The sequence below is a fragment of the Maribacter sp. R77961 genome (assembly GCF_044594925.1).
Lineage (GTDB): Bacteria > Bacteroidota > Bacteroidia > Flavobacteriales > Flavobacteriaceae > Maribacter.
Genome location: NZ_CP138991.1, coordinates 785,466 through 807,179 on the forward strand (window position 1 = coordinate 785,466; position 21,714 = coordinate 807,179).

The 21,714-nt window shown below is 39.7% G+C and carries 13 protein-coding genes; 3 read left to right on the forward strand and 10 right to left on the reverse strand.

Features of this window, described 5'->3' with window-relative positions; translation table 11 throughout:
- Positions 1-32: 32 nt before the first annotated feature.
- A complete protein-coding gene (locus tag SJY09_RS03275) occupies positions 33-2,246 on the reverse strand; it encodes a bifunctional alpha,alpha-trehalose-phosphate synthase (UDP-forming)/trehalose-phosphatase (protein WP_396637531.1) in 2,214 nt (737 codons plus the stop codon).
- A 102-nt stretch (positions 2,247-2,348) separates the two neighbouring features.
- Here SJY09_RS03275 and SJY09_RS03280 point away from each other — a divergent pair, with 102 nt between their 5' ends.
- Positions 2,349-4,145, forward strand: coding sequence for a glycoside hydrolase family 15 protein (locus tag SJY09_RS03280; protein ID WP_396637532.1), 1,797 nt, complete (start codon positions 2,349-2,351; stop codon positions 4,143-4,145).
- Here the strand turns inward: SJY09_RS03280 and SJY09_RS03285 are convergent.
- The 8 genes from SJY09_RS03285 to SJY09_RS03320 form a co-directional block, all read right to left on the reverse strand.
- The gene (locus tag SJY09_RS03285) at positions 4,142-5,569 is read right to left on the reverse strand and encodes a pyridoxal phosphate-dependent decarboxylase family protein (protein WP_396637533.1); all 1,428 of its coding nucleotides are present in this window, start codon (positions 5,567-5,569) and stop codon (positions 4,142-4,144) included. The genes SJY09_RS03280 and SJY09_RS03285 overlap by 4 nt on opposite strands.
- 84 nt (positions 5,570-5,653) lie before the next feature.
- A complete protein-coding gene (locus SJY09_RS03290; RefSeq protein WP_396637534.1) occupies positions 5,654-6,448 on the reverse strand; it encodes a hypothetical protein in 795 nt (264 codons plus the stop codon).
- 135 nt (positions 6,449-6,583) lie between these two features.
- Positions 6,584-8,389 (reverse strand): acyl-CoA dehydrogenase family protein, encoded by a 1,806-nt coding sequence (locus SJY09_RS03295; protein ID WP_396637535.1) that lies wholly within the window; start codon positions 8,387-8,389, stop codon positions 6,584-6,586.
- 109 nt (positions 8,390-8,498) lie between these two features.
- Positions 8,499-9,689, reverse strand: a complete 1,191-nt coding sequence (locus tag SJY09_RS03300) for an acetyl-CoA C-acyltransferase (RefSeq protein WP_396637536.1) — start codon at positions 9,687-9,689, stop codon at positions 8,499-8,501.
- 138 nt (positions 9,690-9,827) lie between these two features.
- Positions 9,828-12,233 carry a 3-hydroxyacyl-CoA dehydrogenase NAD-binding domain-containing protein gene (locus SJY09_RS03305; RefSeq protein ID WP_396637537.1) on the reverse strand — a complete coding sequence of 802 codons (2,406 nt, stop codon included), beginning with the start codon at positions 12,231-12,233 and terminating at the stop codon, positions 9,828-9,830.
- Positions 12,234-12,248: 15 nt separating this feature from the next.
- The gene (locus SJY09_RS03310) at positions 12,249-12,701 is read right to left on the reverse strand and encodes a MarR family winged helix-turn-helix transcriptional regulator (RefSeq protein ID WP_396637538.1); all 453 of its coding nucleotides are present in this window, start codon (positions 12,699-12,701) and stop codon (positions 12,249-12,251) included.
- 105 nt (positions 12,702-12,806) lie between these two features.
- The gene (locus SJY09_RS03315; protein WP_396637539.1) at positions 12,807-13,052 is read right to left on the reverse strand and encodes a hypothetical protein; all 246 of its coding nucleotides are present in this window, start codon (positions 13,050-13,052) and stop codon (positions 12,807-12,809) included.
- Positions 13,053-13,087: 35 nt separating this feature from the next.
- Positions 13,088-14,860: an AMP-dependent synthetase/ligase gene (locus SJY09_RS03320; RefSeq protein WP_396637540.1), complete on the reverse strand. Its 1,773-nt coding sequence runs from the start codon at positions 14,858-14,860 to the stop codon at positions 13,088-13,090.
- A gap of 273 nt (positions 14,861-15,133) precedes the next feature.
- Between SJY09_RS03320 and SJY09_RS03325 the strand changes: the two genes are divergently transcribed.
- Complete coding sequence (locus tag SJY09_RS03325; RefSeq protein ID WP_396637541.1) at positions 15,134-16,246, forward strand: hypothetical protein; 1,113 nt, start codon at positions 15,134-15,136, stop codon at positions 16,244-16,246.
- 245 nt (positions 16,247-16,491) lie between these two features.
- On the forward strand, positions 16,492-19,089 hold the full coding sequence (locus SJY09_RS03330; RefSeq protein WP_396637542.1) for a DUF6923 family protein: 2,598 nt from the start codon (positions 16,492-16,494) through the stop codon (positions 19,087-19,089).
- 60 nt (positions 19,090-19,149) lie between these two features.
- Here SJY09_RS03330 and SJY09_RS03335 read toward each other — a convergent pair whose 3' ends face one another.
- Positions 19,150-21,657 carry a TonB-dependent receptor plug domain-containing protein gene (locus tag SJY09_RS03335; protein WP_396637543.1) on the reverse strand — a complete coding sequence of 836 codons (2,508 nt, stop codon included), beginning with the start codon at positions 21,655-21,657 and terminating at the stop codon, positions 19,150-19,152.
- Positions 21,658-21,714: the final 57 nt, after the last annotated feature.

Here is a 21,714-nt window from a genome sequence, read left to right on the forward strand (position 1 = left end):
GAAAAGTATAATTTTAATTTGAAATTTAAAGCTTACCGCTTTTCCGCAAACCGCGCTAAAATATCCCTCACATTTTTGGTGTTATCCACAAAATAACGTGCTTGGGTTTTTTGTCTTCCTACCTTTACGGTGACGGAATCTTCTGGTAGTTCTTGAAACATAAACTCGTCTGTCCAATCATCACCAATGGCGAATACAAAATCATAGTTATGCTCGGCGTAAACACGCATGGCGGCTCGCCCTTTATTTACGTTACTACTTTTTATTTCCATTACCTTGTTCCCGTTTAAAACACTCAAATCATCATTAGCAATAAGACTTGTAAGTACCGTGTTCAATTCCACGGAACGTTTTTGACCAAAATCTGGATCGGTATTTCTGTAATGCCATGCCAATGAATAATTCTTTTCTTCAATGAAGCTACCTGGCGTTCTGTCCACAAAAGATTCCAGAACAGGAAGTATTTTTTCCATCCATTCTTTCTTCACGTTCTCTAACATTCTAAATTCCTCACCGCCTTGGGAAATCCACACACCATGCTCCACGATCATATTATACTTTTTGGGTAAGAACCATTTGGTGAAGGTCTCTTTGTCCCTACCGCTTATGAGGTACATGTCCGTATTGGGTTGGGATGAAATATGGTCTAACAATTTATATAGGTCTTCATCTGGACTCGCTTTTTGAGGGTCGTTATGAAAGCCTGCTAAAGTGCCGTCATAATCCAAGAATACTAATCTTCTTTCGGCATTAATATAGTCTTTCATGACCGTGTTCATCAAATCAACGGATAGTCTTCTGGAGACATAGGTTTCATCCTTTTCTTTTTGGTTCACTAAAGAGGTCATGAAGTCATTAGCCCATTTCTCCACGTTATAGCGCGCTAATCTTTTCTGCAGCACCGTATTACGCTCCTGCTGTTCTTTCTTTGGCATAGTAATGGCTTTGTGCAGTGTATCGGCAATTTGCTCAAAGTTATTTGGGTTAATGAGTAGGGATTCGTTCATTTCATTGGCAGAGCCTGCCATTTCACTTAGAATAAGGACTCCCGTCTTATCGGTACGTGTTGCAATATATTCCTTGGCGACAAGGTTCATACCATCACGTATGGGTGTTAACCAAGCAATATCACAAGTGGTGTATAAATCTATTAAATTATCAAAAGGCATAGATCTATAGAAATACCAAATTGGTGTCCAACTTACGGTAGAAAGCTCTCCGTTGATGCGGCCTACCAGTTCATCAATCTCCTTTTTCAAAAGTTTGTACTGCGGTACGTTGGAGCGGGAGGGAACCGCTAAAATTATCAATCGCACCTTTTCTTTGTATTCCGGATACTTGTTCAAAAAGTACTCGTAGGCGTTTAATCGCTTTGCAATACCTTTAGAATAATCCAAACGGTCAATGGACAAGAAAAACTTGGCATCTGGAGCAGATTTCTTATGGGTATCCAAGCGTTTTTGTAGCTCGGATTTCTGGGTTTCATCCCGTTGAGCATGTTCCAATGCGGCCTCATTAAATTTTTTGTAATCTATTCCCATAGGGAAAGAGTCTACCTTTATTACCCTATTATCCAAATAAATATCATTAAAACTCACCTCTAAGCCCAATAGCCTTCGTACCGAGCTTAAGAAATGTCGCTCGTAATCATAGGTATGGAAACCGATAAGGTCCGCTCCTAATAACCCTTGTAATATTTCGGTACGCCAAGGAAGTGTTCTGAAGATTTCAAACGAAGGGAATGGAATATGTAAAAAGAAACCAATAGAGATATTAGGACGTTTCTCGCGAACCATTTGAGGCACCAGCATCAATTGGTAGTCATGCACCCAAATGGTATCATCATCATCAGCTTTTTCTAGAATGGCATCGGCAAATTTTTGATTTACAGCTTTGTAAATTTCCCAACTGTCCAACTCAAATTCAGAGTACTCCAAGAAGTAGTGAAAAAGCGGCCAAACGGTTCTGTTACTAAATCCAAAATAGAAACCATCTACCTCCTTTTTAGTCAGTCTTACTTTAGAGGAGCCATGCTCGGCTAAGGCTTTGTCTATTTTTGGAGCTATTTCCTCAGGAATTTCCTCATCTGTAAGTCCGCTCCATCCAATCCAAAGGCTATCCCCTCCAGAATGTACGGACTTCATTCCGGTTGCTAAACCTCCCACGCTTGGTATTGCAGTGATGTCTCCATTGCTAATTTGTAATTGTACAGGTAGTCTATTTGAGATTATGATAGTTTTAGCCATAAATAGCAAGTTTTGCTTTGATTTGAAGTTAATTTCTCTCAATTTCGGGAAAAAGAAGGGCAATACCAATTGAAAGCCCATATGAATTAAGATTTTTATTGAATGGATAATTTAGACTACGGAATAATAGGGAATTGTAGGAGTGCTGCGCTTATATCTAAAACAGGTGCTATAGATTGGTGCTGTTTGCCAGAGTTTGACTCCTCCTCTGTTTTTGCTGCTTTGCTGGACGAAAAAATAGGAGGGAGCTTTGAAATTTTAGTAGATGATTCTTATACGATAACGCAACGTTATAAAAAACACACCGCCATTTTAATAACTCGTTTTGTTTCAGGTGAAAATGCCTTTGAAATCCGGGATTTTATGCCAAGGTACCGTAAGGAAGGGGGGTATAATTCGCCCCCAGAATTAGTACGCTATTTTAAACATCTCTCCGGTAAACCGGTGTTTAAGGTGAAGTATGACCCAAAGTTGGAATATGCTGCAGGTATTACGGATACGTATGTAAAAAAGAACTTCATCGTTAGCCTTACCCACGGAGAAAAGTTCGACACTTGTTTTCTGTATACCTCTTTTAATAAGAACGCCGTTTTGGAAGGTAGGGAAATCTCTTTGTCCAAAGACGGTTATTTCTTAATGGGGTATAATGAAAAATTGTTTCAGCCTACCGTTCGTAAAATGTATACGGAGCTAGAACGTACTAAGGTGTATTGGCTTAATTGGAGTAGTAAAACACCTAACTATAAGAAATATAATGCGCAGATAAGCCGCAGTGCCATTACCCTGAAATTATTAAGCTATGATAAAACAGGAGCGGTTTTAGCGGCAGCGACTACTTCCTTGCCGGAAACGATTGGGGAAGTACGTAATTGGGATTATCGCTTCTGCTGGATTCGCGATGCATCCATGGCCATAAAGGTGATAGGTGATTTAGGTCATAGAAACGTCGCTAAAAGATACCTTCAGTTTATAGTCGATTTAATTCCCGACAAGGATGAAAAACTCCAGATCATGTACGGCATCAACAAAGAGAAAAAATTAACTGAAAATACCTTGGAACACCTTGCCGGTTATAAGGGTTCGGCACCTGTGCGCGTTGGTAATGCGGCATACAAGCAGAAGCAGAACGATATTTACGGTATTCTAATGGACGTTATTTATGAGCAACTTTCCAAATACAGTAATGATATTGAAAATGGTGAGGAGCTCTGGGGAATAACGAAAGGGATTGTTTGGATTGTCTCCAACCACTGGAAAGAGGCAGATAAGGGTATTTGGGAGTTTAGGTCGGAGGACCGGCACTTTACTTTTTCCAAGGTACTTTGTTGGGTAGCCATTGACCGGGCCATAAAAGTAGCGCGACTATTTAAAAAAACAAGAAAGCTAGAAAAATGGACGGCCTTAGAGCAGGAAATTAAAAGGGATATCCACGAAAATGCATGGAACCCAGAGGTGAATGCCTTTACGCAATCCTATGGAAGTCCAGATTTAGATGCTTCGGTATTGTTGATGGAATCCTATGGATTTATTCACGCCAAGGACCCAAAATTCGTAAGTACGGTTAAAGCGATAGGGAAGGAGCTAAGCAACGATGGTCTGCTCTATCGGTACAAAAACGAAGATGATTTTGGATTACCATCTTCATCTTTTACCATTTGTACATTTTGGTTTATAAACAGCCTGTATAAGATAGGGGAAGAGAAAAAAGCAATGAAGCAATTTGATAAATTACTGTCTTATAGTAATCATTTAGGTCTCTTTAGTGAAGATATTGATTTTAAGACCAAACGATTGTTAGGAAACTTTCCGCAAGCATATTCACATTTGGCCTTAATAGAGTGTGCGGTGCTATTCTCAAACAAGGAGAGTGAAGTGCAAGTTTTAGAGTCTATCAGTTAAACGGAAACAGCTAGTTTACTAATTTTTTCCAGTAAGTTTTTAAAATGGGTTTCGGTGGTGAACGGATTCATTACCGTAACCCTTAAGTAATGAATTCCTCGGAGTTTGGTCTGTACAATGTAAAACTCCCCATCTTCCAAAAGTGCTTGTCGAATATGTTCATTTAGTTTGTTTTGAGCTTCGCCGGATAAACTATCGTCCACATATTTAAAACATACGATATTGGACATTGGAGTAACGGCCATTTCAAACTTGGTGTGTTGGTTGATGATTTCTCCAAAACGCGCACCCATATCAAATAGATGGGTTACATAGGCGTCAAAAACATCTTCTCCGTATAGTTTTAATAAGGTGAACCAGTGAATACTCATCATGGTCTTGGTACATTCAAAAGTTTTTTTGCCCGAGTTGCACCAATCTTCGAGCTCCGATTCTGTCAAGAGATAATCTGCTTTTTGACTAAAAGTTACGTTGGTATGTGCACTCTTTTTGTACAGTAATGCTGTCGTAAGTGCTGGCATCATCATCATTTTGTGTCCGTCTATAACCACAGAATCGGCCTGTTCTATTCCCTGTAAAAGTGTTTTGTATTTTGGAGAAAAAATTGCGGCTCCGCCGTGAGCACCATCTACGTGAAACCAAAGCTTCTTGGTTTTTGCAAAGTCAGCTATTGCCTGTAAATCGTCGAACATTCCTGTAGCTGTACTTGGAGCACTACCAATAATTACGAATACCTGAATTCCTTTCTCCTTGGCTTTCTCATAATGGGCTTCCAGTAAGGTGGTATCCATTCTATAATTCGTCGTAGTTGGTATTTTAATGATTCCTTGCGCTCCCAAACCCATAATTTTTGCAGCTCTATCCACACAATAATGTGCTTCTTCGCTTACCATAATGCCCAACTGCTGTTTGGAGCCTTGGTTCCAGACATCCTGCTTTAGAATTACCTTACGTGCGGTTAGCAATGCCGTTAAATTGGCCAAAGTTCCACCAGAGGTAATAAATCCGCCAGAGCTGGTATCAAATCCTATTTTCTTACAGAGCAAATCCGTTACTACACGTTCTATAGCAGAAGAAGACATCCCCATTTCGTAAACGGCCATGCCGTTGTTCATCATAGCGCTAATCATGCCCGTTAAGGCAGTAATAGGAGCCGTTGGTGTAACTTGGTGACCTATGTAATGTGGATGATGTATGTAGGTAGTTCTTTTCGTAATTTCAGAAAATAGGTGTTCTTGGTTTCCACTTTCAAGAAAATTTTGCCAAAAGCTAAGCTCATCCTCGGGTTCGTTCCAATGTATTGCATGGCCCGATTTTTCTTGAAGTTTAGTATCAAGGTGGTCTGCTAATTGGTCTATTAACTCATGACCTTTCTTTCTAAAAGTTTCGGTATCATAAACCTTATGTAAAAGCGCTTTATCCATCGGATAAAGTTAGTCGATTTTTAAAAAAGTTTAAACTGAACCACTGATTAATTAGAATAATAGTACAGTTGGATGAGCTATCTTTTAATGAAAGGTAATCGTTTGTACCATTTTTAATAATTTAATCTTTTGTGCTTCGGTTTTATAAAAGAGGTTAATGCTTAAGGCGAAGTCATTTTGTTCAATAAGATAAGTGGTGATTTGCTTATTTTCCCCACCTAATAAGCGAAACATGGTGCTTGCTTCAGGGCTATTCTGAACTTCTAAGCCTTCATACACGTTAAAGGTTTTATCGGCTATAATTTTGGTCTGCGATTCTCCATAACCTGGATTATGCATATTCGAAAACTGATGGATATAGTTGTCAAGCGATTGGTTTGTAAGTCTATGGGCTCTGATAATTAGGCAGTGTTCTGGTCCAAATAAGTCCTTGTCCCGTCTTATTTTATCATATTCTATCCATGCCTTGATACTACCTGTTTCTTTCAGCGCTTTACGCCAATCAACTTTTATTAATCCAGGTGTTACAACAAGCAGTTCATGGTCTATGATATCTGACGCTAATGGTTGCCTTACCAGGACGGAATCGTTTTCCTTTACCGTAGCACTGATATTTTCATATTTTTTATAGGCGGTTTCATAACCTTTTGTGATGGTAATCCTAAATTTGAAAAAATTATTGCAATAGGTGCTGTCTGAAATCATACCGTAATCAAAATATTCAGGTATATCTTCATTAGGTGCTGTAGTGTCTGCAAATGTAGGCCATTCTAACATCGTAAAGTTCTTACCGGCAGCGAATAACAAACTACCGATAAGTAGGAACAGTAGGGTTCGTTGAATAGTGAAGTGTTTTTTAACTTGTTTGTTGTTAATCATTAGTATGTGGTTTTACTAAATATAACCCAGCATTGAATTTTATAAATCCCTGTTTACCGTGAAAAAGACACAAAAAAACCGCTCCTTTCGGGAGCGGTTTTACTTCTGTCTAACAAAACAAAAGGGTAATCTGAATTAGTCAAAGGTGTACCCATTATCTGCAGCAACTTTGTCCGCAATTTGATTACGTAAAGCCACTACATTAGGGTAATTGGTATATTTTGTAAAACGCTTTAAGCCCATAAGCATCATTTTCTGCTCATCGCCCTCGGCAAAAGAAACTATTGCTTCTTTACCTTTCTTTAAAACAATATCTACAGCATTGTATAAATATAGTTTGGACATGGCAATTTGTGTTGCTTGTGCATCTTCACCAAAGCGTTTGGCATTTTTCTCGGTTCTAAGGATAGTACTTTCTGCCATATAGACTTCAATTAGAATATCAGAGGCAGCCATCATTAATTGTTGGTGCTTTTCCAATTCAGGTCCAAACTTTTGCACAGCACTACCGGCGACCATTAGGAATACCTTCTTTAATCGTTTAATAAGGTCTTTCTCCTCGGCGAACAATTCTGAAAAATCTAGCGTTTCAAAGGAAGGAATACCCATAAGTTCTTCTCCTACAGCGGTTGCAGGTCCAAGCAGGTCTACATGACCTTTCATTGCTTTTTTAACCAGCATACCAACCGCGAGCATACGGTTTATTTCATTAGTTCCTTCGTAAATACGTGCGATACGGGCATCTCTCCAGGCAGATTCCATTGGCGTATCTGCACTGAAGCCCATACCTCCGAAAATCTGAACACCCTCATCCGCGGTGTTTTGCACGTCTTCTGAAACCGCTACTTTTAATATAGAACACTCTATCGCATATTCTTCTACACCTTTCAATTCAGCTTCTTGATGCGTATTTCCTTCAGCTTCTCTGATAGCTATCCTATCCTCTATATTCTTAGCTGCGCGATAACAAGCAGATTCCCCAACGTAAGCATTGGTAGTCATATCAGCTATTTTTGCCTTGATTGCACCAAAATTAACGATAGGCGTTTTAAACTGAATTCGCTCATTAGCGTAGGTTACCGCTTCATTGATAACTCTTCGTTGCGCTTCTAGGCAAGCCGCGGCCAACTTAATGCGACCAACATTTAAAGCATTCATTGCTATCTTAAATCCGTTTCCTCTTTCAGATAACATATTCTCCACAGGTACTTTGGTTTCATTGAAGAATACTTGACGGGTAGAGGAGGAGTGAATACCGAGTTTCTTTTCTTCATCGCCTAGCGATATTCCGTTTTCAGGGTCGTTTTCTACAATAAAACCTGTAATATTCTTATCATCCTCGATTCTTGCGAATACAATGAACAGTTTACAAAATCCTGCATTTGAAATCCACATCTTTTGACCGGATATGCTGTAATGGGTACCATCATCAGAAAGTACGGCCTTTGTTTTTCCTGAATTTGCATCAGAACCTGCACCAGGTTCTGTTAAGCAATAGGCTCCAAACCATTCACCAGAAGCAAGGTTTGGCACATATTTCTGTTTTTGCTCCTCGGTACCATAGAGCGTTATTGGCATAGTGCCAATACCTGTATGCGCTCCAAAAGCGGTACTGAACGAACCTGTAGCTCCTGATATGTAATCACATACCAGCATTGTAGATACAAATCCCATACCCATTCCTCCATAGGATTCTGGAACAGCAACACTAAGTAAGCCTAATTCACCAGCTTTGCGCATGGTCTCTTCCGTGTATGCGTAGTCTTTTTGCTCAAAACGCTCCCAGTGTGCCCAAAGTTCTCTATCAACGAATTCTTTCGTACTATCGCGCATCATTTTTTGCTCTTCGCTCAAATCTTCCAGCGTGAAGACGTCTTCACAATTCGTCTCTTTAACAAGGAATTGGCCTCCTCTTAATATTTCTTTTGTTGTAGTTTCCATATTATAATTCACTCTAACTCCCCAGAAAAGGAAATTGTTACGGGTTAATTTTTAGTTAAACATTTATTTAGACTTCTATTGTATTCCCCCTTTGGGGGTTAGGGGGCTTTTAATTTAAAAACTCATAAATCCCCGCTGCTCCTTGACCAGTCCCAACACACATGGTTACCATACCGTATTTACCTTGCATATTACGTTTACGCATTTCATCAAATAGTTGCACGGATAATTTGGCACCCGTACATCCTAATGGATGACCTAATGCGATAGCACCACCATTTACGTTTACGATATCCGGATTTAATTCTAATTCTCTAATCACCGCTAAGGATTGTGAAGCAAATGCTTCGTTCAATTCTATAAGCTCAACGGCATCTTGTTTTAATCCAGCTTGTTTTAACGCCTTAGGAACTGCGGCTACGGGTCCAATACCCATAATACGTGGTGGCACACCTGCTGCTGCATAATTTACTAGTCGCGCAATAGGTTCTAGATTTAACTCTTTTACCATTTCTTCACTCATAACCATAACAAAAGCAGCACCATCACTCATTTGAGAGGAGTTACCGGCAGTAACGCTTCCGCCTGCGGCAAAAACTGGTCTTAGTTTATTCAGCACCTCTACCGAAGTTCCTTTTCTTGGTCCTTCGTCTTTAGTTACAGTATATTTTTTTGTTGTCTTTTTCCCATCGGTACCGAGGAGCGTTTGTTCCACTTCAATAGGTACAATCTGGTCTTGAAAACGGTCTTCGGATTGTGCTTTAAGTGCTTTCATATGAGAATTATAAGCAAACTCATCTTGGTCTTCTCTGGATACTTTATATTCTTGAGCCACTGCTTCTGCCGTATTTCCCATGCCCCAATAGTAATCTTCATGACCCGCTTTAACAATATCGTAATTGAGTTCTGTCTTGTAACCTGTCATTGGTACGGAGCTCATACTCTCCGCCCCTCCGGCAATGATACAATCTGCCATGCCTGCCTGTATTTTTGCTGTGGCTATCCCGATGGTTTCAATCCCTGAGGAACAAAAGCGGTTTACCGTAACCCCTGGCACATCTACAATATCTAATCCCATGAGTGATATTAAACGTGCCATGTTCAATCCCTGCGAACCTTCTGGCATTGCGTTCCCTACTATAACATCGTCAATACGCTTCTTGTCCAACTGTGGAAGCTCCTTCATCATATGTTCAATGGTCTCTGCTGCTAGTTCATCAGTCCTTTTGAATCTAAATACGCCTTTAGGTGCTTTCCCAACTGCGGTTCTATATCCTTTAACTATGTATGCTGTTTTCATAATGGCCCCCTAGCCCCCGAAGGGGAACGCCTATTAGGGGTCAATAGGGTTTTAAATTTTAGTATTTTCTTTTCGGTTGAACACCTTGATTTATTTTAATTTTAAAAGTCGCTCCTATATGTAGATTTAGAGGAATTCTTAATTACGTAACGGTTTTCCTGTTTTTAACATGTGCTGAATACGCTCTAGTGTTTTACGTTCTGTACAGAGGGATAAAAATGCTTCGCGCTCTATATCCAGTAAGTATTGTTCTGAAACGTAGGTTGGTTCCGATAAATCTCCACCAGCCATTACATAGGCCAACTTATTAGCTATTTTCTTATCATGTTCGCTAATATATCTGCTAGCTTCCATTGCATCGGTTCCTACTAAGAACATACCTAAAGCCTGTTTCCCCAGTACCTTAACGTCCTTACGAGCAGGTGGCTGAGTATACCCGGCTTCTGCCATTAATTTAGCGTGTGCCTTGGCTGTAGCAATTTGACGGTCCTTATTGACAACAACAATGTCTTTTCCTTTTTGAAGAATTCCCAGATCATAGGCTTCATAGGCCGACGTAGATACTTTTGCCATACCAATGGTAAGGAAATACTCCTGAAGTATATTGAGCTCTACATCTCCTTTTCTAAAAGAATCCGAAGCTCGGAGCGCAAATTCTTTTGAACCACCACCTCCAGGTATTACACCTACACCGAATTCTACTAAACCAATATAAGTTTCGGCAGCTGCAACTACTTTGTCCGCGTGTAGGGAGAGTTCGCATCCACCGCCTAATGTCATCCCGTGAGGAGCAGATATGGTAGGGATGGCCGAGTAACGCATGCGCATCATGGTATCCTGGAACATTTTAATAGCCATATTAAGCTCATCATATTCTTGTTCCACCGCCATCATAAAAATCATACCTATATTGGCACCTACAGAAAAATTAGCTGCTTGGTTACCGACAACAAGCCCTTGATAATCTTTTTCGGCAAGGTCAATGGCTTTGTTCAATCCCGCTAGGACATCACCACCAATGGTATTCATTTTAGATTGGAATTCTACATTTAGAATACCATCTCCTAAATCTTCAATGACAACACCACTATTCTTAAAGACTTCTTTAGATTTTCTAATATTATCTAAAATGATAAAAGCATCCTGTCCAGGAATTTTCATCATTTCTTTCTTTGGAATATCATAGAAATAGGTAGCACCATCTTTAACATTATAAAAAGAGGTGACTCCAGCTGACTTCATCTCGGCCACCCATTTGGCAGCTTCTTGATTTTCAGCAGCTATAAATTCCAAACCTTTGTCAAGACCAACAGCATCCCAAATCTGGAACGGACCATGTTCCCAACCGAATCCGGCTTTCATAGCATCATCAATCTTATAAAGCTCATCCGTTATTTCTGGAATACGATGTGATACGTAGGCGAATAACTGACCGAAACTCTTTCTGTAAAATTCTCCTGCTTTATCTTTTCCACCAACTAGAACAGAAAAACGGTCCACAACCTTATCGATTGTTTTAGTTAATTCTAGTGTAGCGAACTTAGCACTCTTTTTGGAGCGATAGTCCATGGTATCCAAGTCCAGTGTTAGAATTTCTGTCTTGCCTTTATCGTTTTTTGTCTTTTTATAAAAACCTTGACCGGATTTACTACCTAGCCATTTGTTTTCCATCATGGTCTTGATAAAATCTGGAAGGGCGAATAGCGCCAACCTTTCATCATCCTTACAGTTATCTGCAATACCATTAGCAACGTGTACCAAGGTGTCTAAACCTACAACATCAACGGTTCTGAACGTGGCCGATTTTGGTCTTCCGATGACAGGCCCAGTAAGTTTGTCTACTTCTTCAACGGTCATTCCCATTTCTTTTACAGTATGGAATAAACTTTGAATACTGAAGATGCCGATACGGTTACCTATAAAAGCAGGGGTGTCTTTTGCAACTACAGAAGTTTTACCTAAAAACTGCTCTCCATATCCGTTTAAGAAATCCAGTACTTCAGAGGAAGTTTTTGGGCCAGGGATGATTTCAAATAATTTTAGGTAGCGTGCGGGATTAAAAAAGTGCGTACCACAGAAATGCTTCTGGAAATCGTCACTTCTTCCTTCACTCATGAATTTTATCGGAATACCTGAAGTATTTGATGTTATTAAGGTACCAGGTTTTCTATGCTTTTCTAATTTTTCGAATACAATCTTCTTAATATCCAAACGCTCTACCACAACCTCAATAATCCAATCTACTTCGGATACCTTTGCAATATCATCTTCTAGGTTTCCCGTAGCGATACGTTTAGCAAAAGCTTGATGATAAATCGGAGATGGTTTTGATTTAAGGGCAGCGGTCAGGGAATCATTGACCAAACGGTTACGAACTACTTTATCTTCTAGGCTAAGACCTTTGGCTTTTTCCTTATCGTTGAGTTCTCTCGGAACAATATCCAGAAGTAAAACTTCTACACCGATATTGGCGAAATGGCAAGCAATGCCACTTCCCATTATTCCAGAACCAATAACTGCTACTTTTTTAATATGCTTGTTCATGTACAATGAGCGGTATTAGTGATTTGATTTATCTTTTATATAAATATTCTTATCTGCTATAAGCTTGTTTATGGTCTCCGTTACCTCAAAAAAACCTTTCAATTTCTCTTCGGACACATGCTGCTTAATGACTTCGTTAAATCGTAAAACAACATCTTTTGAATCCGTTCTTTTCTCCAGACCGAACGCTGTTAAATGTATTAAAACGCCTCGTCCATCAGAAGGATTGGGCTTTCTTAAAATAAGACCCTTTTCTTCCATACTTTTTAAAATTCTGGAGAGGCTTGTGGCTTCCATCCCCATTTTTGGTCCAAGTGCGGTAGAAGGAGTGCCAGTTTTAGGATCAATGCTTAAAAGAGTAAACCCAACTGCCATGGTACTTTCAAAACTTTTTGCCTCCTCATTGTACATTCTGGCAACAGCTTGCCAGGTAGCACGAAGGGCATAATCTATGGTAAGTTCCTTCATTGGTTATTTTTAAGCCATCCAAATATAGTTAAAATTTATTATGCATGCATAATAAATATATTGAAATTAGATGAAGTAATATATTTGATGGGCTAGGAAAAAATTTTAAGAACCTTTTTGTCTCTTTTTGATTTCCTTGTCAATTACCGCGGAAAATAGAGAAGGAAGAATAGCAAGTGGGCCAAATACGGTAGGAACAAGAAAAATCAAAAGCGTATCGTCATGTTTGGTGCTTTGGTACAAACCATAACCCAAAGCAAAGCACATAAGGACTAAGGCCACAATACTACATGCTAGAAGTACTTTTTTATACCAGTGAAGTTTCGCTGTTGTATAGCTTTCAAATGCCATTTATAGAGGACTAAAAAATCATTAGGAGTAAAGGCCTAATGGCCGTACATATCATTGTAAAGACCGATGTACTTTTCTTTAATGATATTCCTCTTCATTTTCATGGTAGGCGTAAGGTGACCATCTTCAGGTGTCCATATATCAGCGGTTAACCGAAATACTTTAATCTGTTCCCATTTACCAAAATGCTGGTTACAAGTATCCAACTCTTTCTGAATGCGTTTTACGACTTCAGGAGAAGCGGACATTTCTTCAAGAGAACCGCCAACGTTCTTTTGCTTTTTAGCAATCCATTCTTTTACAAATTCAAAGTTAGGCTGTATAATGGCGGCTGGCATTTTCTCACCTTCGCCCACGACCATAACCTGTTCAATAAAACGGGATTGTTTAAGTTCGTTCTCTAGTAGTGTAGGAATAACATATTTTCCTCCAGAGGTTTTGAACATTTCTTTCTTACGTCCTGTTATTTTCAAGAAACCTTGGCTATCAACCTCGCCTTTGTCACCGGTATGAAAATAATCTCCGGTCATCACTTCGTTGGTCTTTTCAGGGTCTTTGTAATACCCCATCATAACGTTGGGTCCTTTTATGAGTATTTCACCATCTTCTGCAATCTTTATTTCAACATCTTCAATTGCTTTACCTACGCTCCCTACTTGGTACATGTTGTTCAACATCATACCTACGGAGACAATCGGCGAGGTTTCTGTAAGTCCGTAACCCTCCATTACAGGCATGCCTGCAGCACCGAACACTTTGCCTAGTCTTGGCTGCAAGGCTGCACTACCAGAAACCATAGTAACTAAGTCTCCACCCAATGCCTCTCTCCACTTGCTAAAAATAAGTTTGTTGGCTATGCCGAGCTTAAACTCGTACCAGGCTCCATTTTGTTTATATGGCTTCCATTGCTCACCCAGTTCTACAGCCCAGAAAAAGAGTTTTTTCTTGATTCCTGTCAGTTCGGTTCCTTTGGCAAAAATCTTATCATAGAGTTTTTCTAAAAGTCTCGGTACAACGGACATGAGCTGTGGCTGCACTTCCTTGATATTCTCACCTATCTTATCTATACCTTCGGCATAATAGACCGCCGTGCCGGAATATTGATAGATATAAATGAGTACACGTTCAAAAATATGGCACAAGGGTAAAAAACTTAAGACCTTGGTTTCTCCGTCCATCAAAGGTAATCGCTTAGCACCGGCAAGCGCATTACTGGTAATATTATTATGTGAAAGCATAACCCCTTTTGGAGTTCCTGTTGTACCAGAGGTATATATTATAGAAGCCAAATCTTCAGGATTTACGGCATCTTTTCTTTGCTGTAGTTCTTCTGCATTAGCGGTATCCGCGCCCAAGTCAAATAACTCACTATAGTTCTTACAGCCTTTAATTTCATCAAAACTGTAAATCTCCCTTAATTTTGTATTGGGGAAAACCTTTTTAACTTTTTCCAGTACCTCTTCGTCCGAAACGAAACAATAAATAGACTCGCTATGGTTTAGCACATATTCGTACTCTTCAGCAGAAATGGTAGGATATATCGGTATGGTCTGTGCACCCGTTTGTAGCACCCCAATATCCATGATGTTCCATTCAGTTCTATTTGCCGAGGAGATAATCGCTACTTTATCATCTTTCTTAATTCCCATTCTTAGTAGTGCTCTGCTCACCGCATTGGCCTTATCCAAATAATCCTTTGTAGAGGTAGCGACCCACTGCCCATTATATTTAGTAACTAGCGCTTTCTCCAGATTATACTTCTCCAGCTGGTAATAAGGAAAATCGAAAAGACGGGTAACTTTTTGCATACTAAGTTTCTTTTAAGTAATTGCAAAATAGGGAAAGAACAGCAATATTAAAATAGGATACCAAAAATAAGAGCCATTATTTTTTAATTATCCGCAAGAAAGGATACCATTGGATACTAAATGCCACAAGGGCTTACTGAAAATCTTACAAATGGTACCGACCGCTGTCTTTTGTTGTTAAGAGAAGTAGGCATGTTATTTAGCTAAGAATTAAATTACGCCTCTACTTTTTTAATTACATTCGAAATATTAGACCAAATGCCATATAGACCAATGAAAAAATTATTAGTTCTTTGTTTAGTACTATTCACGTTGATAGGTTGTAATGAAAAGGGACCTAAAATTCCGGTATATGCTTGGACGGGTGGTCCTGGTGACGCAACCGATAAAGAACTGTTGGAAAAGTTCAATGATTTTAAAGATAAAGGTATAGACGGATTGATGTTCAATGGGGGACACGACCCTGCAACTTACAAGCGAGTAGGAGCTTTGGTAAAGAAGGCGGGTATGGATTTCCATGCTTGGATACCTACTATGGTACAAGGGGAAAATCCAAAGATATCTAAAGATTTATATGCACATAATCGTAATGGGGAATCCGCATGGGATAAGCCAGCGTATGTGGACTATTACAAATTTTTATGCCCTAACAAAGAGGGTACCTATGATTTCTTAGCGGAACTGTACGGCAGTGTAGCGGCCGTAGATGAAATAGATGGCATGCACTTAGACTACATACGCTTTCCTGATGTAATCCTGGCGGAAGGCTTATGGGACAAATACGGACTGGTCATGGATCAAGAATTCCCGGAATATGATTATTGCTATTGTGATAAGTGCACGTCTGACTTTAAGGAAAAAACGGGTATTGCCATCAAAGAAGTAGCAGATGCCTCCCAAGTCCAAGAATGGAAACAGTTTAGATATGATCTGATTACAAAGATGGTAGGTCGTTTGGCAAAGGTAGTTCATAAGGAAGAGAAAGAAATCAACGCTGCGGTATTTCCTGGTCCATCGATTGCAAAAAAATTGGTAAGACAAGAATGGAACAAATGGGATTTAGATGCGGTGTATCCCATGAATTATAACGATTTTTATTTGAAAGGTCCGGAATGGGTAGGAGCGGTAGTAAATGAAGAAGTGCGAGCCGTTAACGGTTTAAAACCAATTTATAGTGGTTTATTTATTTGTCCAAACCCAGATAATAAGACCAAAGAGAACGATCCAGAGAATCATGGGCTTCTTCCTTCCGAGATAGGAACAGCTATCCGAACTTCTATGGAAAATGGAGCGGCAGGAATTTGTTTATTTACGCCAGAACGAATGAAGCCGGCACACTGGGAAGCTTTTGAAAAGGCAATTTACACCGATTATTCAGAGAAATAAACACCTAAAACACTATTTTTCTTGGTAGTATAAATACTCAGGATATTGGCCCAAAAGTCTTTATGCTGATTCTAAGAACGATTTATTAACTGTCTTAAGATTTTCCTTTTTATTCACATTTTACCACTCGTCTACAATAAATCGTTTTTAAGCGTGTTATATATACGTTTGATATTTTTGTAAGAAAATTCTTTAATTATATATTATAGATTTGCTTCATAATCAACGTCCCAAATTCAAACGTTATGAAAACAAATTACACGATTACTAAGCTTAAAGAAATCGTAATTTCATTCTTTACCCTTTTCCTGTTACACGCTAGTCTTAATGCACAATCAGAACCGTTCAATTGTGATTTTAACGCGTATCTTTTTCAATATAATGATGTTTATGCGCTAGACCTTGCATCTGGTAGTTCGTATTTAGTGGCCCCAGACATAACAGAAGGTAAAATTAATGCCGCGGCCTATAACTCTGCGGATGGTTATTTATGGGGGTATCTAAGTACGCCCCAAATATCTTTGGTCAGGATAGGTAAAGATTTTAGCACGGACGTTTATACGATTCCTGAGCTTCCTAATAACGGTAATAAATATGTAGGAGCTATCTCCATTGACGGGATATACTATTTTAAGGCTGGTGGAAGTAGTTATTATAGTGTAGACCTTAATCCAGAATCTAACGACTACCTTCAGTATTTAGGTACACAACAACTTAGCCGAAACGTTAAGATACATGATTGGGCATTTAATGCCGTAGACAATATGCTGTATACCGTAGAACAAAAAACCAATTTGCTTTTACGAATTAATGCAAGCACTGGAGAAGTGCAGAATTTAGGTGAAGTACCTATCTTATCGGGTTTTTCATATACCTATGGGGCGGTATATTTTGATGTAGATGGTAACTTCTATGTGTCTGCAAATCAGACAGGTTCGGTCTATAAGATTAGCAGTGTTCATAAAATAGAAAATGGAAGCATGAACTCTAATATTTTTGCTTTTGGTCCTGCCGCATCAAGTAACGATGGTGCTCGTTGTCCTACCGCGCCGGTACCCCAAGAAGATTGTAAAAATGGTGTCGACGACGATGGTGATGGTCTCACGGATTGTGATGATCCTTCCTGTTCTGGTGTTTCCAGTTGTCCGGTCATAAAAACAACCTCCAGTGCTAATAAAGGGGGATTAGAAAGCAATGATAGATTGGCGAATTTAATTAGCAATAGAAATTATAATAGGGCCAAAACAAACTACACGTTCAATAAGAACGATGCAAAGAAAGTACGCAAGGGCCAATTATATGGTAAGAGCGCTAAGAACGGAGTACGTGAAATCCCCTTGGGAACTTTAGTACCACTAGGGGTAATAGGAGAAAGCAGTACCATAGAGTCTTCTCCAGACGATCTACTGGACCTGACCAATGCCTCTGATATTTACTCCGTGGACTACCTTAACGGAACGGAAAATTTAGCTTCTGTATTGGTTATTAAAACGGATGAACAAGTATACGAGCATAGTAAATTCATTTGTGACAGATTCTTAGGGGCGGAGCTACTTTCTGTTTCTACGATACAATTACGGGAGAAGGACTTTATTAAATCAATTATAAAGCAGCCAGATGGAAGTTTGGAATTTGCTTTGACCTTCTCTGCGAGAGTAAATACGAATAATGAATTTATTGTAGCGTCGCACTGGAATATCGATGCTTACGCTAAAAATACAGCATATTATAATTTTCAAATTTGGTCCAATTCTGTAGACGGGCTGTTACTGTTGGCAGATGAAATATTAAATCTATTGGAGACTAATGCAACCATCGCTAACTATGCGAGTTCAACACCACCTCCAGTATTCGTCAAATCCGCCAGTTATAGGAATGGTGAGGTATTTCTAAACCTGATAAATAGAAATAAATCTGAGCAGATTAATCTAGAGGGTGGTATGAAATTAACGGAAACAAGTACTACGGAGACCATAGGGGTATCTGCACAAATAGATGGGTACCTGGATACAGTTTCCTTAAAGACCGGAACATTGTTCGATTTAGGTTTTAGAGTAAGTGCTGGCTTGGGCGATACGCCGGACGATCTCTTTGTGGCGGACGCCCCATGGGGACTGGATGCCAGTGCTGCCGGAACAACTGTGGACAACTATACGGTTTTACCTGCCGATGGACCTTACTTAGGTGATGGTTACCCTATAGAACGGAATATTGCTTTGGATGGGACAACTCAAGATTATCTGGGGGTATACCGCGCTCTTAGTCCTCGGTTTTCGGCTGTAGACCTGAGCGCTTACGAAAAGTTAAGTTTTGAAGCACAGGGTACTGGCGTTCTAGAAGTAAAACTGTTAAAGGGAGATGGGACAAGTTATGTGAGTAGGGTTAATTTAACTGAAACCCTTAATAAGTACACGCTAAGCGATACCGATTTTGAGGGTGACGGGACTACCGACTTTGCCAATCTAAAAGTGCTTGTTTTTAATTTAGTCGCTGAGAATGGCTATAGTGAGGAAAAATCAATGAACTTATCTAATATTGATTTCAATAATAGGGAGCCTTCCGTGTCCTTTATAGATGCGGATACCAACAAATCCGTTGTATATCCGAATCCGATGGTAGAGGCCGCATCTATCTATTTCTATGAAGAAACCAGTAGTGCATATACGTTTGATTTATTTACTATGACGGGTAGACTTATAGGTGCTCATCACCTGGAAGGGGATAGTGTTTCCGGTCAGAACAACATTGAAATCAAAAGAAAAGGATTAGCTCCAGGACTTTATTTGTACAAGATAAAGAGTAGTACGGATAAAATATGGAGTGGAAGATTAATAGTCAGATAATTAGGTTGGATGTTTGGTAGCTGCGCCCGTCATAATTATTTGACGGGTGCAGTTTTTTTATTAGAGCTCAACAAGCACTTCAAAATTAGCCTTTGTTGTTATTGGTGTACCTTCTAATGACATACCCTCAAGAACTACCTGATAATCTCCAAGCGTATCACCCACATAAAAGGAAACCAAGGCCTTTCCATTTTCATCTAGTTTAATATAGGGCTTCCAGAGTAGCGTGGTACGGTTATCATTAGCAACCGGTTTAGACTGATTTGCATCGTATTTAGGCTCATAAAACCTTCTGGAATAATCGTAACCGGAATATTGAAAATTCAAGGACCCACCGAGTTGCGTTCTCATAGTGGCTTTCTCAGTGCCGTCTTTTGAAAATATAGCCACGACCCCGTTTGCCGCTCTAGAACCATAAATTGCTGCTCTAGGACCTTTTAATACATCGATAAAATCGACGTTAGAAGGTAGCATTTGCTGTAAGATATCACCGCCGACGGGAGTTCCGTCCAATAGAACCAATGCAGAACCAGCTCCTGGTCCACTCTCAGGGTTAGCGTCACTTAAACTTGAAGCTGCTCTTAGATAGACAAATCGCTGGCCAGTGGTCATTCCTCTTACTGTAAGGCCCGGCACCCTTCCAGCTAAGGCATCTAATAGGTTCGTGAATCCCAACTCGCTAAAATTTTCAAAATCTACCGTTTGCGAGGGCTCTCTGTAAAGGACCTTCTTTCTTTTTTGTACATAGGTATCTTTTTTCTCCACTTTTTCAGCCTCTATTAGTACTTCTTCAAGCGCTATGGTATCATCATCATACAGAAAAGGTCTATTAATTTCATTAATACTGTTAAACGCCTTAGGTGGTATCGTATTGATGAAAGCGTTACCATTCATCGGATGCACTATAGGCGACCGCAGTGTGTCCAGTATAATGTTGTATTTAGAGGTTGGGTTCCGTTTCCTTTTTGGATGGTAGACATTCGCACTCAACAAGACAGTCGTTGAATCTGTAAAGTTGAGGTCGCGAAAGCGGAATGTTCCCTCCGCATCTGTTTTTGCACGGTCCTGAATCATTTCCTCTTGATTGTTGGCGGTAAGCGAGACGCTCCCTGTTAGTGGTTCTGAACTATTGGTGGCACTGACTACTTTACCCGATAGGCTAATTCCTTTTTCTGGGAGAAAGTAATCGGCAGATTCCATCAGCTTATCTTCCACGATATATTGGCGCCACCCTTGGGTACGCATCAACAGGTCTAAATGTTCTTTCCGCTCTGGCACGTCAGAATTAAAGTAATATCCAGGTTGCTCTATTTTACCCTTGACGACAGAGTTCAATAGCATATACGTCTTTATATCCACTGCATAATTTTCGTCAGCGTTTACCACAGTATTGGATACGGAGAGCGACACGTCCGTATTTAAGGGGTCGAGGTATTTAGAATTCATGTCTATTTCTAGGACTGCAAGTTCCCTTCTTTCATAAGAATTTTTGGCACTTGCTATGGTGACCTCCTTAGTGGAGTTTGCATTTTCATGAAATAGAAGTCGTTCCGCGATAGGTTGTTTTTGGTCGTTCCATAAGGTCAGTTCCAAAGTACCCTCATCTACGATATCCTTTGCCAGTTTAACAATGGTGGTGTTTTCCTGTTTGTTGGCGTTTACTGCCAGGTTAAACTGTACGGTTCCTTCCTGCTTCCCTACAAGTGCGTAGTCTTTAAGCTTTATATCCGATGTTGCTCTCAGTTCTATTTTATAATAGTCCTGAAGATTGGAGACGGTCATGAGCACACCGCGTTGCTTTATATCGGGCAAATCAAAATGTAGCTTTTCTCCGTGATGCGTAAGGTGCGCACTGTAGCTTCTATTTGGTTTTGGTATAAAGTGAAAGAGCCCCATACCCAAATGGCTCGTACTGAAATTGGTTATTTGGTTTCCCATATCATCCTTAATAGTACCTGATACGGAGATACTATTTCCATCGGAATCGAGCACCTTAAAAGCGATTGGGTTAAGAAATCCGTTGATAGCATGGCCTCCCTCGGGAAAGAATTGTATATCTAGCGTAGTTTCTTTATTATCAGATGTATTGTTCACCAAAGGGTCCGACTCGCCCGTGTTTACAAAAATATGCTTCGTGTAGTAGTTGTCCTCCCCAAAATTGCGCATGTAATTGGTATAAGCTCTTATGGAATAGGTACCGCTAAGAGGTACATCAGAAAGTTCAAAATCCCCTGCCGCAGATCCATTATTGGTTTTTAGGACGTTTTTGGAAAGAATAGTTCCGTTAGGTCCAATAAGCTCCACATAAACGACTTCGCTAAGTGCAGTTGGTGTATACGTTCTACCATCCATAAGATAGGCTTTGAACCATATGGATTCTCCCGCAGTATAAAAGCTCTTGTCTAGGTGCAGGTATAATTTTTCAAGAGGAAGTTCACTAGTATCGGCAGGCTGCTGTATTCCGTACGAAAACGAACCATTGGCGATAAAAAGGAAAACAGTTAGGAGTGCTACTAGGTTCCTTTTTATTTCTGAGCTTTTTTGAGCGTATATTCTTGTTAATTTCATTCCTTTAAAATAAACAAGAAAAGTCAAAAAATAGCACCCATAGTGTTGATTAACAAA